The sequence below is a fragment of the Nonomuraea sp. NPDC000554 genome (genome assembly GCF_040300065.1).
Taxonomy (GTDB): domain Bacteria; phylum Actinomycetota; class Actinomycetes; order Streptosporangiales; family Streptosporangiaceae; genus Nonomuraea.
In genome coordinates this window covers 372906-386375 of the sequence record NZ_JBEPDC010000006.1, presented here as the reverse complement: position 1 = coordinate 386375, position 13470 = coordinate 372906, and the positions used below count along the sequence as shown (strand labels likewise).

At 70.8% G+C, this 13470-nt stretch carries 15 protein-coding genes; 8 read left to right on the top strand and 7 right to left on the bottom strand.

The genetic code is table 11. The features are described from left to right. Positions 1-72 precede the first annotated feature (72 nt). The 5 genes from ABT294_RS15125 to ABT294_RS15105 all read left to right on the top strand — a co-directional run bounded on the left by ABT294_RS15125 (position 73) and on the right by ABT294_RS15105 (position 3922). Positions 73-471: a GNAT family N-acetyltransferase gene (locus ABT294_RS15125; protein ID WP_350806140.1), complete on the top strand. Its 399-nt coding sequence runs from the start codon at positions 73-75 to the stop codon at positions 469-471. Between the two features lie 243 nt (positions 472-714). Further along, positions 715-1617, top strand: a complete 903-nt coding sequence (locus ABT294_RS15120) for a Sco1979 family transcriptional regulator (protein ID WP_502912042.1) — start codon at positions 715-717, stop codon at positions 1615-1617. A 318-nt stretch (positions 1618-1935) separates the two neighbouring features. Further along, complete coding sequence (locus tag ABT294_RS15115) at positions 1936-2796, top strand: helix-turn-helix transcriptional regulator (protein ID WP_350806138.1); 861 nt, start codon at positions 1936-1938, stop codon at positions 2794-2796. An 85-nt stretch (positions 2797-2881) separates the two neighbouring features. Continuing rightward, positions 2882-3730, top strand: coding sequence for an oxidoreductase (locus tag ABT294_RS15110; protein WP_350806136.1), 849 nt, complete (start codon positions 2882-2884; stop codon positions 3728-3730). 42 nt (positions 3731-3772) lie between these two features. Further along, the gene (locus ABT294_RS15105) at positions 3773-3922 is read left to right on the top strand and encodes an SDR family NAD(P)-dependent oxidoreductase (RefSeq protein WP_350806135.1); all 150 of its coding nucleotides are present in this window, start codon (positions 3773-3775) and stop codon (positions 3920-3922) included. Between the two features lie 52 nt (positions 3923-3974). Here ABT294_RS15105 and ABT294_RS15100 read toward each other — a convergent pair whose 3' ends face one another. From ABT294_RS15100 to ABT294_RS15070, 7 genes are all read right to left on the bottom strand, one after another. Then, on the bottom strand, positions 3975-4892 hold the full coding sequence (locus ABT294_RS15100; RefSeq protein ID WP_350806133.1) for an NAD(P)H-binding protein: 918 nt from the start codon (positions 4890-4892) through the stop codon (positions 3975-3977). A 494-nt stretch (positions 4893-5386) separates the two neighbouring features. Further along, positions 5387-6193 (bottom strand): endonuclease/exonuclease/phosphatase family protein, encoded by an 807-nt coding sequence (locus ABT294_RS15095; RefSeq protein WP_350806132.1) that lies wholly within the window; start codon positions 6191-6193, stop codon positions 5387-5389. A gap of 231 nt (positions 6194-6424) precedes the next feature. Beyond that, complete coding sequence (locus ABT294_RS15090; protein ID WP_350806131.1) at positions 6425-6784, bottom strand: alpha-L-fucosidase; 360 nt, start codon at positions 6782-6784, stop codon at positions 6425-6427. A 63-nt stretch (positions 6785-6847) separates the two neighbouring features. After that, on the bottom strand, positions 6848-8479 hold the full coding sequence (locus ABT294_RS15085) for a PHP domain-containing protein (RefSeq protein ID WP_350806129.1): 1632 nt from the start codon (positions 8477-8479) through the stop codon (positions 6848-6850). Positions 8480-8503: 24 nt separating this feature from the next. Beyond that, entirely contained in the window at positions 8504-8857 is a 354-nt protein-coding gene (locus ABT294_RS15080) for a phospholipase domain-containing protein (RefSeq protein WP_350806128.1), read from the bottom strand. A 70-nt stretch (positions 8858-8927) separates the two neighbouring features. Beyond that, on the bottom strand, positions 8928-9347 hold the full coding sequence (locus tag ABT294_RS15075; protein ID WP_350806126.1) for a cation transporting ATPase C-terminal domain-containing protein: 420 nt from the start codon (positions 9345-9347) through the stop codon (positions 8928-8930). 47 nt (positions 9348-9394) lie between these two features. Continuing rightward, a complete protein-coding gene (locus tag ABT294_RS15070) occupies positions 9395-10867 on the bottom strand; it encodes an IclR family transcriptional regulator domain-containing protein (protein WP_350806125.1) in 1473 nt (490 codons plus the stop codon). Positions 10868-10940: 73 nt separating this feature from the next. Here ABT294_RS15070 and ABT294_RS15065 point away from each other — a divergent pair, with 73 nt between their 5' ends. The 3 genes from ABT294_RS15065 to ABT294_RS15055 are packed head-to-tail and all read left to right on the top strand — an operon-like array spanning position 10941 to position 13467. Continuing rightward, positions 10941-11699, top strand: a complete 759-nt coding sequence (locus tag ABT294_RS15065) for a CoA transferase subunit A (RefSeq protein WP_350806124.1) — start codon at positions 10941-10943, stop codon at positions 11697-11699. After that, the gene (locus ABT294_RS15060) at positions 11696-12325 is read left to right on the top strand and encodes a CoA transferase subunit B (protein WP_350806123.1); all 630 of its coding nucleotides are present in this window, start codon (positions 11696-11698) and stop codon (positions 12323-12325) included. Before ABT294_RS15065 ends, ABT294_RS15060 begins: the two co-directional genes overlap by 4 nt. Continuing rightward, positions 12322-13467: a thiolase family protein gene (locus tag ABT294_RS15055; protein ID WP_350806121.1), complete on the top strand. Its 1146-nt coding sequence runs from the start codon at positions 12322-12324 to the stop codon at positions 13465-13467. Before ABT294_RS15060 ends, ABT294_RS15055 begins: the two co-directional genes overlap by 4 nt. The last annotated feature ends 3 nt before the right edge of the window (positions 13468-13470 follow it).

The following is a 13470-nucleotide window of genomic DNA, read 5'->3' as shown; positions in this document are numbered from 1 at the left end:
GGGGCTCGTTGTGAGTCCGGGTCCGCGAAAATCCGTTGCCGGGTCATGGGGCCTCCTTCGTAGGGTCGCACCATGACGATCACCTATGAGTGGCGCGGCCCGTTCGACAACGCCGCTGTCAACGCGTTGCACGCGGAGGGCTTCGATCACGCGCCCCTGGACGACGACTGGTGGGTACAGGTCAACCGGCACAGTCTCGGATGGGTCTGCGCCAAAGAAGGTGACGAACTCGTCGGCTTCGTCAACGTGGCGTGGGACGGCGGCGTCCACGCCTTCCTGCTGGACACCCTCGTGGCCACAAGGCTCCGACGGCACGGGGTCGGGACCGAACTCATCGCCGTCGCCGCCCGAGAAGCTCGCGCGACCGGGTGTGAGTGGCTCCACGTCGACTTCGACGACCATCTGCGGAGCTTCTACTTCGACGCCTGCGCATTCCGTCCGACGAACGCCGGACTCCTCGCCCTGTCCTGAGCGATAGGGGCGTCCTTCGGAGGGTTCTTGGTGGTGACGGTGCGGCGCGCTGGTCGCAGCGTGCCAGGGTGCACAGTACATCCCGATTTCGCGCAGAAATACGCAATAGAGGGAAATTCTAACTCTATATCTACGACAGGGAAGCAAATCTCTGGCTGATGGGGAATATGGTGGCTGGCCTGGCGCGCGTGCCAGTGTTGTCCGACGGCCAGTCAATGGCGATTTGCCGATATAGGAGCGTGTATGCCGAGTTCTCGCGGTATAGGCGGTCTGACCGATATCCCTGATGGGGAGTCCCGTCAGTCCGGGCCGATAGCCCTACGGATGCTGGTCGGCGCCCAGCTGCGCCGGCTGCGCGTGTCACGAGGGATCACCCGCCAGGCAGCGGGATACGTCATCAGGGGCTCGGATTCCAAGATCACCCGTTTGGAGCTGGGGCGCACCGGATTCAAGCCACGCGACGTGGCCGACCTCCTCACCCTGTACGGCGTGGACGAGGCCGAACGCGCAGCCGTGCTCCTCCTGGCCGAGCAGGCCAACGCGCACGGCTGGTGGCAGGACTACCGGGACGTGGTACCCGACTGGTTCGAGCCCTACCTCGGGCTGGAGCAGGACGCGGCGCTGATCCGCACCTACGAGATCCAGTACGTCCCCGGCCTGTTGCAGACCCCGGACTACGCCCGCGCGGTCATCGCACAAGGCCACGAGGGCGCGTCCGCCGAGCGGATCGAGCGCCGCGTCGCGGTCCGGATGCGCCGCCAGCAGGTCCTGACGTCACCCACGCGGCGCAGGCTCTGGGTGGTGATGGACGAGGCGGCGCTGCGCCGCCAGGTCGGGGGCGGAGCGACGATGCGCGCCCAGCTCGAGCACCTCCATCAGATGGCCGCGCTGCCCCACGTCATCCTCCAGGTGCTGCCGTTCGGTTCTGGCGGCGACGTCGGAGGCGTCGGGCCGGTGACCATCCTTCGCTTCTCCGAGGCGGACCTGCACGATGTGGTCTACCTCGAGCAGATCGCCGGCGCGCAGTACGTCACCAAGGAGTCGGACACCCTCCCCTACCAGCACCTGCTGAACCAGCTGGGCCTCCTCGCGCAGCCGTCGGCCGCCACCCCGGCGATCCTCCGCGAGATCGCCGGCACGCTGTAGGGCTACCGCTTGCGGGCGACGCCACCGAAGGCGTCCACCTTTGGCTCGTCCGTCACGAAAGCTTCTCCTCATATGTCGCATTCGCGGATCTTCAAACCTAGCGTCCCGGCCTTTCTTGTGCTGTCGCACCACAAATCAGGATTCAGCGGATATTTCATGACTAAAGCCTTTCCGGGCAGGGCTTCCTTCCCGGAACGACCCGTCCACCGGCGGTCAAGGGGCGCTGGTCGTGTTCCCCAGGAAGGGACGTTCATAGGAGAAGCGCGGCCACCCCGCCGGGCCCCGTGGGCCGTCCCGCGGAACTAGCCTGGGCCCATCATGAACAAGGAGAACGCGCTCGGAGAATTTCTGCGGGCCCGTCGTGAGCTGGTGCGGCCCGAGGACGTGGACCTGCCGGTCGGTGGCCTGCGCCGGGTGGCGGGCCTGCGGCGGGAAGAGGTCGCGACGCTGGCGGGGGTGAGCAACGACTACTACGTGCGGCTGGAGCAGGGCCGTGAGCGGCACCCGTCGGCACAGGTGGTCGACGCGCTGGCACGGGCGCTGGGCCTGGAGGACGACGCGGCCGCCCACCTGCACCAGCTGGCCCGACGGGCCCCGGGCCGGCGCCGCCCGGCCGCGCGGCGGGAGCGGGTCAGCCCGAACCTGCTGCGCATGCTGGACGGCTGGCCGCGGACCCCGGCCGTGGTCCTGGGACGCTACCTGACCGTGCTGGCCTGCAACGACCTGGGCAGGGCGCTGTTCGACGGCCACACCTACAGCGGAGACCTGGTGCGCCTGGTCTTCCTCGACCCGGACGCGCGGGACTTCTACCCGGACTGGGAACGGGTCGCGGTCAACACCGTCGGCGGGCTGCGGGCCGCGGCCGGAATCGACGTCGACGACCCCCAGCTGATCGAGACGGTGGGCGAGCTGTCGGTGAAGAGCGAGGCGTTCCGAAAGCTGTGGGCCCGGCACGACATCCGGCAGAAGACCCATGAGACCAAACGCTTCCGGCACCGCCTGGTCGGGGAGCTGACGCTGACCTACGAGGCGCTGACCGTGAACAGCGCTCCCGGCCAGCAGCTCATCGTCTACCAGGCGGAGCCGGGCAGCCCGTCGGAGCAGGCGCTGTCCCTGCTGGGCAGCCTCACCGCCCCAGAAGCCGCCGGGCGTGCGATCCCGTCCGAGAAGGACGGGTAGGCGGCCGCCAGACATGCGGGCGACGTGCGCCGAGCTACGCCCATCAGAAACATCCCATGATCCCATGAACGAAGGACTACTCTGTATGACTGTCAACGACTCCCCCGTCTGGTTCATCACCGGCTGTTCCACCGGACTGGGCCGCGCGCTCGCCACCGCCGTGCTGGAGCGCGGCTGGCGGGCGGCGGTCACCGCCCGTGACCCACGACACGTGGCCGACATCGTCGCCGAGCACGAGGGCCGCGCCCTGGCCCTGGCGCTCGACGTCACCGACGCCGCCCAGATCAACGAGGCGGTCAAGCAGGCGGACGCCGCCTTCGGCCGCATCGACGTCCTGGTCAACAACGCCGGCTACGGCTACCTCGCGGCCGTGGAGGAGGGCGAGGACCACGAGGTGCGCGCCCTGTTCGACACCAACGTCTTCGGCCTGGTCGACGTCGCCCGGGCCGTCCTGCCCGGGATGCGCGCCCGCCGCGGCGGCCACATCGTGAACATCTCCTCGCTGGGCGGCCTGGCCGCGTTCGGCGCCACCGGCTATTACCACGCCACGAAGTTCGCCGTGGAGGGCATCTCAGAATCGCTGGCGGCCGAGGTCGCCCCGCTGGGCATCAAGGTGACGATCGTCGAGCCCGGCGCGTTCCGTACCAACTGGTCCGGCCCCTCGATGCGCCAGTCCCCGACGCGCATCGACGACTACGCCGAGACCGCGGGCGCACGCCGCGAGGCCACCTTCGCCACCTACGGCCACCAGCCCGGGGACCCGGCACGCGCCGCCGCAGCGATCATCAGCGCGGTCCAGGCCGGCGACCCGCCGCTGCGCCTGCTGCTCGGCAAGGCCGCCTACGACGTCGCCCAGGCCAGGCTCGACTCGCTCAGGACCGTCTTCGACGCCTGGCGGGACGTCACCCTCAGCGCCGACTACCCCACCGCCTGACCCCGCCGGGCACCCCCGGTACCGAACCCAGACAGGAAGCACATGACCATCGAAGCGATTCCCGACGTCCGCGACCAGGGTCAGAAGGTCGTCCTGGTCACCGGCGCGAGCAGCGGCATCGGGCAGGCCACCGCGCTGCGGCTGGCCCGTGAGGGACACCACGTCGTCATCCGGCCGACCAGGCAGCGCTGAGCACCGGGCGTGCCGGTCGTCTTGCAGAGGGTGGCGCGGCGACTCATGGGCGTCACTTTCCGAAGAGCCGGGGATTGTCCTTGACGTACTCTTCCAGGCTCGACGCCGGCCTTCCGGTGATCGTCTCGACGTCGTGCGTCACGCGGTCGTAGCGGTTCTGCGCGTGCAGGCGCGCCATCGTCGCGAGATGGTCGAAAAGGTGGTCAGGGAGCCCCAGCGCGGCCAGGTCCCGGTCGACCCATTGCTCGTAGGGCACGTCCACGTAGGTGACGGGCCGGCCCAGCGCCGCGGAGAGCTCCGCGGCCATGGCGTACAGGTCGCGGGAGGCCGGGCCGGTCAGATGGTAGGTGTGGCCGAGGTGCGGGGACGGGTTCGCCAGGATCTCCGTGACGACCTCGGCGACGTCCCGGGCCGCGATCGGAGAGGTGCGCCCGGAGCCGAACGGCAGGCGAATCGTGCCGTCCTTCACGATCGAGGCGAAGGCGAACTTCTGGAAGAGCGGATTCTCCATGAACACGGTGGGCCTGACGTGGGTGACGGGGAGGCCCGACCAGTTGAGGGCCTGTTCGGCGAGCCAGTGCTCCCGCTGCTGGATGGATTCTGACGTGCTGGTCAGGTCCATCTGGGCCACCGTCATCTGCGACATGTTGACGAACGCGTCCAGGCGCCCGTAGTCGCGCGCGACCGCGGCCGCCGTGACGGTCGCCTCCAGGTACTGCGACGACACGCTCATGCCGAAGTACATGCGGTCGCAGCCCGCCATGGCCCTGGCGACGTCCGCAGCGAGCGTGAGATCACCGACGACGACCTCCGCGCCCGTGGCGCGCAGCGCCTCAGCCCGATCGTCCTCGCGATGGACCAGGGCGCGGACCGGCAGGTTCCGCCTGCGAAGGTTCTCGACCACCGTCCGGCCGACGGCTCCGACGCTCCCCGCGGCGCCGGTCACCAGGATCGGTTGCTCAGTGGACATCGGCAGCTCCCGTCGTGCACACCGGGACAGCCGGCGGGCGTCCTGGACGAACGTCCTCCCCCGGCCGCAGGACTCCTGCCCAGGATAGGCCTGAGCAGGACGAACGACGCGGATGGCAGCCGTGTCGCGGCACGAGGCAGGCCCGCGCCAGGAGTCCGGGGCCGCCAGCGTCTCCCCGAGCGCGGCGCGGCAGTCATCGGTGTCGAGGGTGACGACCGCACGCCGAGGACCACCGCGCAGACGGCGAGCTACCGGGCAGGGTTAGCCCGCGCCGATCTCGGGATCGGCTGTGAAGCGTGGACGAGTCTCGGCGACAGCGCCGGCCGGAGGCGGGGGTTTCAGCGGGGGCGTCACCATCGTGACGTTACGCCGCCCACCGGCCGCACGCCTGACTATCCCAACCTAGCGATGATCGTTTCCCGGGGAGTGAGGTTCTGGCCAGAGCGGAGGGTTTGGGGGCAGCGAGCCTATTCGGATGTGGTGGCTGCTGAGCCCTACAGCGCCACCTTGACGTAGAGCGGCATGTGGTCGGAGGTTGATGTCCGCTGCTCGACGTGGCACTGCCGTACGCTGCCCTTGGGGGCGAACAGGTAGTCGAGCTTCTTCGTCACGTTGCCGTCTTCGCGGGTGCTGGTGTGTGTCCACCGTCCCGTACGGCGGCCGCCACGCTGGTCGCATTCGTCATACGCCTTGTAGGCGGGGACGATGGCCCGGCGGCCTGCGGCGCTGCCGTAGTCGCTGTCCGGCGGCGCGACGTTGAGATCCCCGCCGAAGACGGTCCGGTAGCCGGGTTTCGCCGCAGCCGCCATCAACTCCCTGATCTGCTGTTTCCGGTACGGCGCGCCTGGCTGCCGGTCGTCATTGGGCAGTCCGGCCGACAGGTGGGTGCCACAGACCTTGACCCGCTTGGCGGAGATTGTCGCGCAGAGCGCGCTGCGCTTGACGTACCACGGCGGCGAGGTCAGCGGGTATGTCTGGAAAGTGGCCGCGTGGTCGGCCACCGCAACGGTGACGCTTTGGCTGCCACGCGAGCCGCCCTGGTAGTCGGGGTGGCACGCATAGGGGGTGCCGTCGTTGGAGGTAAGGCCCCACGACTGGATGGTCCACATCCGTCCGGTCTGCTTTTCCAGCCAGAGCTCCAGCGCCCCGGCAGCGCCCGTGCAGAACTCCTGCAGGAAGATCACGTCGGGCTTGATCGGCCCCGTGAGGGCGTACCGGCCGATGTTCCACGCCAGATCCTGTGCGCTCCTGCGGTAGAGGGAGCAGTAGGGGTTGGTGCCGGCGCAGACGTTCCAGGTCATCACGGAGAGCGCAGATGCCTGTGGGGCGGCGGGAGCTATGGCCGCGAGGCCGATTCCCACCGCAAGCATCGTGTGTCCCATCATGAATGGCTATGTAACCATGCGGATCACCCAGGACGATGTCCTCAACCATTGGCCCAGCGGCATCGGTTGCGTGACCGCCCGCAGGCTGCGCGCCAGCGGGCGCGTGGGAACGCCCGCAGTTGCTTGTCGTGAGGACGAATCGGAGCATTAGTTGTGTGCCGAGTTCGGCTGAGGTGACCAGGACTCGGTCCGGCACGGCCCTGGCCTGGACGGGGCGGCCGTCCAGGCAGACTGCCGTGGCGGGTTCCAAGCGGCGAACAGGCCAGGCAGGTCCCGGCGGCCCGCGTCCCAGTCGAGTCCGCCGGAGTAGATGCCGAAGCGCAGCCCCCTGGCCCGGGTGGCGGTGGCGAGGTCGGCGATCAGGCCGCGGTGGACGGTGTTGCGGGTGCGGGTGCCGGGAGCGTTCCAAAAGGCGATGCCGTCGTGATGCTTGGTGGTCGGGACGACGTCCAGGTCGATGGCTCCCAGTTCACCGACGGGCTCGGCCCAGGCGGGCGTCGAAAACACGCCCCAAATGGAGGAAGATGCCGAGCTTGGCGTCGGTGAACCAGGCAGGAACCGGCCCGGCGTCTATGACACCGCCACGAAGATCGGGTTGGTGTAGCACCAGAGGTCGTTCCACGGGTTCTCGTTGGGGCCCGTGTCGGCGGCCGGCTCAAGGCCCCCGGCGGCGCTGCGCTTGCCGTCGGTACCGCGCAGCCGGAAGTAGAACGGCTCGCGAACGTCACGGAATTTGTAGTGGAACTCGGCGACCCTGGCCCTGCCGTTCGGCGTGAACGACTCGACGACGCGCACGTCCGGGGCGGTGAAGGTGTCGGGGTCGGTGGCGGGACCCGTGACCGCGCCGCGGATCAGGTCCAGGCGGGCCAGCCTGGGTACCTCGTCGTTGGCGTTGGGGCGTCCGGCCAGGTCGACGGAGATGGTGACGGTGACGTCGTCGCCTCGTCGCACCGACAGCCGGCCGCCGAGGGTGACCCGCGCGTTGCCGGGGGCGTGCGCGTCCACGTGCAGGCCGTCGATCAGACCGCCCATCGACACCCAGACGCGGCCGGCCCTGAGAGCCTCCATGACCGCGCCGCGGCTGCGCGAGGTCGCGCCGACGACGGTCCGGCTGAACTGGCCGGGCCAGAAGTCGGCATGCCGCTGCGGGACGCCGCCGTCGATCGGGTCCGGGTATTTGCCGTGCTGGTCGTACCAGTCGCCGGGCCGCTGGGGCTCAATGGTCGTGTCGTTGTTGTAGAAGTGGCCGTCGGAGTTGGTGGTGATCCACCAGCCCTTGCCCTCGGCGAGCATCGAGTCCCACATGCCGCCCAGGATGCCGGTCATCGAGTCGAAGCCGCCGTAGGTCGGATAGTGCTCCGGCCGCCAGCCGGTCCAGGAGGTGGCGTCGGCGGTGTTGTTGAAGTCGCCGCGGGCCCGGGGCTCGTTCTGGGCGCCGGGCGCGCCCTCCATGCCGACCGCGATGTGCGGGGCGGCGTCGCGGAAGGCTCGCAGGTCGCGCGGGGAGAAGCGGCCGCGCCGCATCACGTGGTTGATCAGGAACAGCGCGGAGTTCGCCGACCCGGTGCGCAGGGCGGTGTCGAGCCAGCCGAGCGCCTCCAGCGCCTTCGCCTCGTTGGCGGGGGTGCTCGCGCCGGTGCCGTTGATCCGCGAGTCGAAGAGCCGCTCGAACGCGCGCAGCAGTTGGATCTCGTCGCGGGCGCCGTCGAAGAACACCGTGGCGTGCTCTCCGCTGGGGACGTTCCACTCCAGGCCCTGCCACAGCAGCAGCTCCGGGTGCCTGGCGCGGGAGGCGACGATGTCGGCGTAGGTGGACTCGACCGCGAACTTCTCGTGTGCGGCGTGCCCGTGGTCGGTGATGACCAGCCAGTCCAGGCGGCCGTGCTTGATGGCGCCGGCAGCCTGCTGCTCGATGGTGTACATGCCGTCGTAGCTGTACTGCGTGTGGACGTGATGATCACCGGCAAGCCAGTGGTGGCCGCGCGAGCCGCCGGTGATGGCGGCCGCGGGACGCGCCGCGGCCAGGCCGCCCAGGGCGGTCACGCCGACAGTCGCGGCGCCGAGCAGGCCGCTGTTCAGCAGGAAGCGGCGCCGGCTGACGTCAGTGGGGGGCAGCTCACTCTCCGGCACGGACAGGTCCGCGAACGCGGCCGTCCCCTCCGGGACGCCGTGGGAGTGATCATGATTATGACTGCGGCACATGGGTGCACGCCTTTCTGGAGTACTTCATCCGGGGATGCTGGGCGCGCCGTTCACGATGTGACCAGCGAGCCGGCGCAGGAAAAGGGGGTCGTCGGGGCAGGTGACCGTCAGGTCGTACCAACCGCGGGCATCCTCACAGGAGATCGTGACGACTTCGGGTTGGCCCCGGTGAACGCTGAGTGAGTCACCGCTGATCTGCACGTGAACCTTTCGCCGGGCGAGGTTCACGATCTCCAGCGTGATGGTCCGCGGATCCGCCGCGACGGAGCTGCGGATCGCGACGAGATCACCCTGAGCCTGGCCCCGTGCATCATCGCCGCCGACCGTCTCGCCGACGACTATCGTCGCGCGCCGGCCCGACGCGGACCAGGATTTCACCGACCGGACGGCCTTCCCGCCCTACTCGGCACGCCGCAGTTGACCGCCGCCTGACCGGGCGCGGCGTGACTCAGGCCGGTGAAAGGTCGAGGTTGGTGCCGCGGTCCGCCAGCGCGCCCGCCGCCACCCTCAGCGGGACGGCGGGCCGCCTGCCGGGACGCAGCAGCAGCATGATCAGGGCCTGGGTGAGCAGGTTCTCGACGAACCATCCGGTGTGGAAGGCCTCCTCGCCGCCCGCGCCGGCGGCCTCGGGCACGACCCAGGTCAGCATCGCGAACGTGGTCAGGTCGGCGACCGCGTTGAGCAGGCCGAAAGCGACGACGAAGCGCAGGATGCGGCGAGGCCGCAGCCGGAGCGGGCGGCGCAGGGTGTCGGGCGCCGGCGCGTCGAAGGCGAGCGCCAGTTGGGCGGCGTCGAAGCACAGGTTCTGCAGCAGGACCTGCGCGGGAAGCATCGGCAGGAACGGCAGCAGCAGCCCTGCCGCGAGCATCGCGACGGCCGTCCGGGCCGTCGCGCGCGCTCCACTGGTTCTCGTCCCTACGGGTTGACGCGGACGTGCGCCAGGTCCGCTTCCATGCGCGCGGCGGCCTCGAGCAGCGCGGGCAGGACGTCGCGGACGAGCTCGGCGGGGGTGGCGCGGCCGGCGTGCGTGGCCACGTTCACCGCCGCGACGGCCCGGCCGTCGCGGTCGCGGACGGGGACGGCGATGGACCGCACCCCCTCCTCGAGCTCCTGGTCGACCAGGGCGTAACCGTCCACCGCCGCCTGACGTACGGCCGCCACCAGCTCGGCGGATGAGTCGACCGTGTACGGGGTCAGCGGTTGCGGGACGATCTCGGACAGGCGCTCCTCGGGCAGGTCGGCCAGGAGCGCCCGGCCCATCGAGGTCGCGTATGCGGGGAAACGCGTCCCGATGCCGATGGTGACGCTCATGATGCTGACCGTGGGCACGCGTGCCACGTAGACGACCTCGTCGCCGGAGAGCACCGCGACCGAGGCCGACTCGTTCACCCTGGCCACCAGGTCGGCCAGGTGAGGCTGGACGACCTCGCCGAAGGTCCTCGCCGACACGGGCGCGTACCCCAGTTCGAGCACCCTGGGCAGGAGGACGAACCTGCCGTCGTCGGCGGCCGCGTACCCGAGCCGCTCCAGGACCAGGAGGGCGCGCCGGACGGTGGCGCGCGGCAGGCCGGTGACCTTGGCGGCGGACGCCAGGGTCAGGCCGCCGCGCGCCGTGCCGAGGCTCACCAGGACGGCGAGCCCGCGCGCCAGCGACTGCAGGAAGCCCGCGCCCAGCTCCCGCTTGGCGGCCAGGGAGTCGTCCACGCCCGCCGTGTCAGGCGGACCGCTGGTCTCCGCGCGGGCCAGGGCGGCCTCCATCTCGGCGACCGTGGCGCGCATGGCGGGCAGCGCGCGCTCGCGCAGGGTGGAGACGGTGTGCCTGCTGGTGTGGCTGACGACGCTGAGCGCGCAGACGACCGCGCCCGCCGGGTCGCGCACCGGGACGGCGACCGCCACCAGGCCGGACTCGACGAGCTGGTCGTCTTCCGCCCACGGGCTGCTCGGATCGAGGAGGACCAGGCCCGCGGCGCACCGGTCGGCGGGGAGCAGGTCGCCGACCCGGAAGACCACCGACAGTGTGCGCCGCCGGGTGAACCGGCTGACGAACCGGGCCCCACTCTGGTCGAGGACGGCGAGGGAGGTCGACTCGTCCAGCTCCGCCGCGAGCCGTCCGGCGTGGGAGGCGAGCGCCGCGGGGAGCCCGGAGCAGGCCAGGTACGCCTCGCCCAGTTCCATCAGCGGCGGGGCGAGCAGCACCTCGCGGTCGTCAGCCCGGAGGTGGCCGAGGTGGACGAGGGTCGCCACGATCCGGTCGACCGTGGACCTGGCGAGGCCGGTGAGCCGGACCAGGTCCGTGGCGCGCAGGCGCCGCCGGGGCTCGGCGGACAGCACGCGGACGACGGCCAGCCCGCGCTCCAGCGCTCCGGCCGGCTCTTCGGGGCTGGACATCGGCACCTCCAGTACGGATACTCGACGGCACGATAGCGAAAAAAAGTTCATCTAGCGAACACATCGGAGCCTCGTGCGGACAGACAAGGTGATCACCAGCGCTGGGGAGGCCCTGGCCGGGGTACGGGACGGCGCGACATTCGCGGTCGGCGGCTTCGGCCTCAGCGGCATCCCGAACGTGCTGATCCAAGCCCTCTACGACACCGGCGTGCGTGACATCGGCGTCGTGTCCAACAACTGCGGCGTCGACGGAGGCGGCCTCGGCGTCCTGCTTGCCGCCCACCGCGTCGCCCGGGTGACCGCCTCCTACATCGGCAACAACAAGGAGTTCGCCCGGCAGTACCTGGCCGGAGAGCTCGAGGTGGAGTTGACCCCGCAGGGCAGCCTGGCCGAGCGGCTGCGCGCCGGCGGCTGCGGCATCCCCGCCTTCTACACCCCGGCGGGAGTCGGCACGCCGGTCGCCGAGGGCGGGCTGCCGCTGCGGCACGCTCCCGACGGCTCGGTCGCGGTGGCCTCGCCACCGAAGGAGGTGCGCGAGTTCGACGGCAGCCGGTACGTGCTGGAGCGCGGCATCACCACCGACTTCGCGCTGGTCCGTGCGGCCAAGGGGGACCGGCTGGGCAACCTGGTCTTCGCCAAGGCCGCCCGAAATTTCAACCCACTCGCCGCTATGGCGGGAAAAATCACCATTGCTGAGGTGGAGGAGCTGGTCGAACCCGGCGCACTCGGCGCCGACGAGATCCACCTGCCCGGCGTCTTCGTCCAGCGGGTCGTCCCGCTCACCCCGGAACAGGCCGCCGACAAGCGCATCGAGAACAGGACCGTCGCATGAGCTGGACCCGGGACGAGGTGGTCGCGCGGGCGGCCGCCGAGCTGCGCGACGGCGACTACGTCAACCTCGGCATCGGGCTGCCCACGCGTGTTCCGTCCTTCCTGCCGCCGGGCGTGGCCGTGACCGTGCACTCGGAGAACGGCATCCTGGGCGTTGGGCCCTACCCGGACGCGGACCAGGTCGACCCCGACCTGATCAACGCGGGCAAGGAGACGGTGACCGTGCTGCCGGGCGCGTCGTTCTTCGACTCCGCGCTGTCGTTCGGGATGATCCGCGGCGGCCACATCGACGTCGCCCTGCTGGGCGCGATGCAGGTGTCGGCCCGCGGTGACCTGGCCAACTGGATGGTTCCCGGCAGGCTCGTCAGGGGCATGGGCGGGGCGATGGACCTCGTCCACGGCGCGGGAAGGGTCATCGTGATCATGGATCATACGGCCAGGGACGGCTCGCCGAAGATCGTCCAGGAGTGTTCGCTGCCGCTCACCGGGCGCGCGTGCGTCGACCGGATCGTCACCGATCTGGCCGTTCTCGACGTCACCGGCCACGGGCTGGAGCTGGTGGAGACCGCGCCGGGAGTCGAACTCGCCGAGCTGCGCAGCCGTACCGGAGCGGAGGTCATCGCATGAGAGCCGTCTACGTCCTGGACGCCGTCCGCACCCCGTTCGGCCGGTACGGCGGCGCGTTGGCGGGCGTCCGTCCCGACGACCTCGCCGCGCACGTCATCAGGGCGCTCGCCGAGCGCAACGGCCAGGAGCACGCCGACGAGGTGATCCTCGGCAACGCCAACGGCGCAGGCGAGGAGAACCGCAACGTCGCCCGCATGGCCGCGCTGCTGGCCGGGCTGCCCCTGACCACGCCGGGGGTGACGGTGAACCGCCTGTGCGGCTCGGGCATGGAGGCCGTCATCCAGGCGTTCCGGGCGATCGCCCTGGGCGACGCGTCGGTCGTGATCGCCGGCGGCGTGGAGTCGATGACCCGCGCCCCGTGGGTGCTGCCCAAGCCGGAGCGCGCCTTCCCCGCCGGCGGCGGCGAGCTGGTCTCCACCACGCTCGGCTGGCGGCTGGTGAACCCGAAGATGCCGGTCGAGCACACGGTCGCGCTCGGCGAGGGCGCCGAGCTGATCGCCGAAAGCCACTCCGTCAGCCGGGCGGCGCAGGACGGCTTCGCGCTGGCCAGCCACCAGAAGGCGGCCAAGGCGGACTTCGAGCGCGAGATCGTCCCGATCGCCGGCGTCACCCGTGACGAGGGCATCCGCGACGACACCTCGCTGGAGGCGCTCGCCCGGCTCAGACCGGCCTTCCGGCCGGGCGGCACGGTCACCGCGGGGAACTCCTCCCCGCTCAGCGACGGGGCGGCGGCCCTCCTCCTGACCGACGAGGACGGGCTGCGCGGCCGGGAGCCGCTCGCCAGGGTCGTCACGTCAGCCGTCAGCGCGCTCGAACCCCGCTATTTCGGCCTCGGCCCGGTCGAGGCGATCACCAGGGCGCTGGCCCGAGCGGGCACGGGCCTCGGCGGGCTGAGCACCGTCGAGCTGAACGAGGCCTTCGCCGCCCAGGCGCTGGGCTGCCTGGCCGAGCTGCCCGGCCTCGACCCTTCGATCGTCAACCGGAACGGCGGAGCCATCGCCCTCGGGCATCCCCTCGGCGCGTCGGGAGCCCGGATCGCCGGCGCCGTCGCCCACCAGCTGGCCATGACCGGTTCCGGCACCGGTCTGGCGTCCCTCTGCATCGGCGTCGGCCAGGGCCTGGCCGTCGTCCTCGAAAGGTGAGCC

Bases quoted from the DNA above. Each gene is read 5' to 3' on its own strand.
- ABT294_RS15085 (WP_350806129.1), bottom strand. From the start codon at position 8,479: ATGTGCCGCAGTCATAATCATGATCACTCCCACGGCGTCCCGGAGGGG.
- ABT294_RS15100 (WP_350806133.1), bottom strand. From the start codon at position 4,892: ATGTCCACTGAGCAACCGATCCTGGTGACCGGCGCCGCGGGGAGCGTC.
- ABT294_RS15095 (WP_350806132.1), bottom strand. From the start codon at position 6,193: ATGACCTGGAACGTCTGCGCCGGCACCAACCCCTACTGCTCCCTCTAC.
- ABT294_RS15120 (WP_502912042.1), top strand. From the start codon at position 715: ATGCCGAGTTCTCGCGGTATAGGCGGTCTGACCGATATCCCTGATGGG.
- ABT294_RS15110 (WP_350806136.1), top strand. From the start codon at position 2,882: ATGACTGTCAACGACTCCCCCGTCTGGTTCATCACCGGCTGTTCCACC.
- ABT294_RS15105 (WP_350806135.1), top strand. From the start codon at position 3,773: ATGACCATCGAAGCGATTCCCGACGTCCGCGACCAGGGTCAGAAGGTC.
- ABT294_RS15125 (WP_350806140.1), top strand. From the start codon at position 73: ATGACGATCACCTATGAGTGGCGCGGCCCGTTCGACAACGCCGCTGTC.
- ABT294_RS15060 (WP_350806123.1), top strand. From the start codon at position 11,696: ATGAGCTGGACCCGGGACGAGGTGGTCGCGCGGGCGGCCGCCGAGCTG.
- ABT294_RS15070 (WP_350806125.1), bottom strand. From the start codon at position 10,867: ATGTCCAGCCCCGAAGAGCCGGCCGGAGCGCTGGAGCGCGGGCTGGCC.
- ABT294_RS15075 (WP_350806126.1), bottom strand. From the start codon at position 9,347: ATGCTCGCGGCAGGGCTGCTGCTGCCGTTCCTGCCGATGCTTCCCGCG.
- ABT294_RS15115 (WP_350806138.1), top strand. From the start codon at position 1,936: ATGAACAAGGAGAACGCGCTCGGAGAATTTCTGCGGGCCCGTCGTGAG.
- ABT294_RS15055 (WP_350806121.1), top strand. From the start codon at position 12,322: ATGAGAGCCGTCTACGTCCTGGACGCCGTCCGCACCCCGTTCGGCCGG.